The 551-nt window shown below is 43.9% G+C and carries 1 protein-coding gene; it reads left to right on the forward strand.

Going from position 1 to position 551, the window contains the following annotated elements; genetic code table 11:
* The first annotated feature begins 155 nt into the window (after positions 1-155).
* Positions 156-434, forward strand: coding sequence for a DUF5676 family membrane protein (locus ACS8FC_RS20080; protein WP_201589850.1), 279 nt, complete (start codon positions 156-158; stop codon positions 432-434).
* Positions 435-551 lie beyond the last annotated feature (117 nt).

Consider the following 551-nt stretch of genomic DNA (forward strand, 5'->3'; position numbering starts at 1 on the left):
ATAGAGACTGTTTGACGACCAGTTTTAATGCTCTGCTGATGTAATTTTATATAATTATTGCGCAGAGCTTTCTGGTTCGGATGTTCGGGTCATATACCATACCGTTGTTTGGTGGTGACGAAAGCGGTGTATAGCATCTACCAAGGAGAGTCAAGATGAACGAATTGAATTCAAAAGCGAATACTTTAAGAATTGGTCCTGTGGGCAACAGCGTTTCTCTGTTTCTGCTCATCAGCTATCTCTTGTGCATAGTCTTTGGCCTACTCGCACCTGAGCAGATAAGCATGCATGAGGCTTGGGCACCGCTGCTACCTGGTTTTGAATGGTTGACATGGTCAGGTTTCCTAATTGGATTTGTCGAATCCTATCTTTATGGTTGGTATTTTGCGATTGTGTTTGTACCGCTATATCGCTGGTTTGCTAAAGCAGGATGAGTCTAGCGTAGCCATTGAATCTTCGGCTCAGATAGGTCAACTATGCTGAGAACGACGGACAGTGCGCCAATCTTGGGTGGGATCAAAAGCTGGTGACTTAAACCTAAACTATCATTG

It is taken from the genome of Psychrobacter sp. 1Y4 (assembly GCF_051847555.1).

Coding starts and splice junctions, on each gene's coding strand:
- ACS8FC_RS20080 (WP_201589850.1), top strand. CDS start 156: ATGAACGAATTGAATTCAAAAGCGAATACTTTAAGAATTGGTCCTGTG.